Here is a 2,038-nt window from a genome sequence, read left to right as displayed (position 1 = left end):
CTATGAAGTTTGTCTGCGTTCTATCCCCCCAACGGTTGCTTTCTGCTGGTATCGCATTGCTCGCTGCGATCGAGTGTGGCGCGTGGCTCGCTCCAGATGCGGCGCGGGCAAAAGCTCCTGGGGAAAATTATTCGTCTCTGTCGCCAAAAATCCTCGCTAGTAACGATGTTAAGTGCAATGGGGCCCGATCGCCACAAAATCGGTGTCCTGTCGGCGGTTTGTTCGTCAAAACTCAAAATACGGCCCGAGAACAAGTCTTTCCTCTCAAGCAGACTGAAGTTAAAGCCAAAATTGCTGGCAATATCTCCCGCGTCGAAGTTGTTCAGAAGTTTGAAAATCCTTTTGGCGAATCTTTAGAAGCTGTTTATGTATTTCCTTTGCCCGACGAAGCGGCGGTGGATGATATGGAAATTAAAATAGGCGATCGCACTATTAAAGCTGATATCAAACTCCGCGAGGAAGCTTTGGAAATTTACGAACAAGCCAGACAGCAAGGTCGGACTGCGGGTTTGTTGGAACAAGAACGATCCAATATTTTTACTCAGTCTCTGGCGAATATCAAACCGGGAGAAAAAATTGAAGTTACGATTCGCTATACCGAAAGTCTCAAGTTTGCCGATGGCGATTACGAATTTGTGTTTCCAATGGTGGTAGGGCCTCGCTATATTTCGGGAAATCTGACCCCGCCCAACCCCCCCAATTCAATGGGGGGCGATAGTTCTGAGTCTCCAGGGGCGAGAAATACGATTCCCCCCAACCTCCCCTTACTCAGGGGGGGCGATAGTTCTGAGTCTCTAGGGGCGAGAAATACGACCCCCCCCAACCCCCCCTTAGCAAGGGAGGGCGATTCTCAATTCCCCCCCTTAGCAAGGGAGGGCGATTCTCAATTCCCCCCCTTAGCAAGGGAGGGCGATTCTCAATTCCCCCCCTTAGCAAGGGGGGGGCAGGGGGGGGTTAATACCGATGCCGATCGCATTAACCCGCCTGTTTTGCCTCCGGGAACAAGATCAGGTCACAATATCGCTGTGAAGGTAGAAATAGATGCCGGAGTGGCGATCGGCGATGTCCGCTCTACTTCCCATCAAATTACAACTGACCGCAGCGGAAATATTGTACGAGTCCAATTAGCTAACTCTGACACAATTCCCAATAAAGATTTAATTCTGCGCTATCGAGTGGCGGGCGAAAATACTCGGGCAACTATTTTGACTCAATCGGACAAGCGGGGCGGTCATTTTGCTACTTATCTGATTCCGGCATTAAATTACAAAACTAATCAAATTGTACCTAAAGATGTCGTGTTTCTGATGGATACTTCCGGTTCTCAGGAGGGCGAACCGCTGGCAAAATCTCAGGAGTTGATGCGCCGCTTCATTCAAGGGCTCAATCCCAACGATACTTTTACTATTATTGATTTTGCCAACACTGCCACAGCGCTTTCAACAACTCCTTTAGCGAATACAGCAGAAAATCGACAAAGGGCAATTAATTATATCGACAAGTTGCAGGCTAACGGTGGCACTGAACTGCTTAACGGCATTCAAGCAGTGATGAATTTTCCGGCAGCGGCAAGGGGAAGGCTGCGGAGTGTGGTACTAATTACTGACGGTTACATTGGTAATGAAAATGAAGTGCTGGCTCTGGTTCAGCAGAGTCTGAAACCGGGAAATCGACTTTATAGTTTTGGTGTCGGCAGTTCGGTGAATCGGTTTTTGCTCAACCGTTTGGCGGAAGTGGGAAGAGGCACGTCTCAAGTAATTCGCCAAGATGAACCGTCGGCATCTGCGGTAGAAAAGTTTTTTCGTCAAATTAATAGTCCGGTATTGACTAATATTCAAATTAGTTGGGAAGGAATGGGGGAAAAACCGGAGATTTATCCGATCGCTACGCCGGATTTGTTTGCGAGTGGGCCACTGGTTTTGTTTGGCAAAAAGAGCGATCGAGCCCCCGGCCAACTTCGCATCCGCGGCACTCTTGCCGGCGGCACAGCTTACGAGCAGATTTTACCTGTCAATTTTGCTCAATCCGGCTCTTCGCG

The 2,038-nt window shown here is 49.0% G+C and carries 1 protein-coding gene; it reads left to right on the top strand.

Annotated elements, in window-relative coordinates; translation table 11 throughout:
* Nucleotides 1-2: 2 nt before the first annotated feature.
* Nucleotides 3-2,038, top strand: a 2,036-nt coding sequence (locus tag ACUVJL_RS28960; RefSeq protein WP_445249004.1) for a VIT domain-containing protein, incomplete at its 3' end; no start/stop codon positions are given.

Origin of the sequence: Microcoleus sp. OTE_8_concoct_300, from assembly GCF_031383065.1 — a bacterium.
In the GTDB taxonomy this organism is placed as follows: Bacteria; Cyanobacteriota; Cyanobacteriia; order Cyanobacteriales; family Microcoleaceae; genus Microcoleus.
This window is presented reverse-complemented; position numbering and strand designations above follow the sequence as displayed.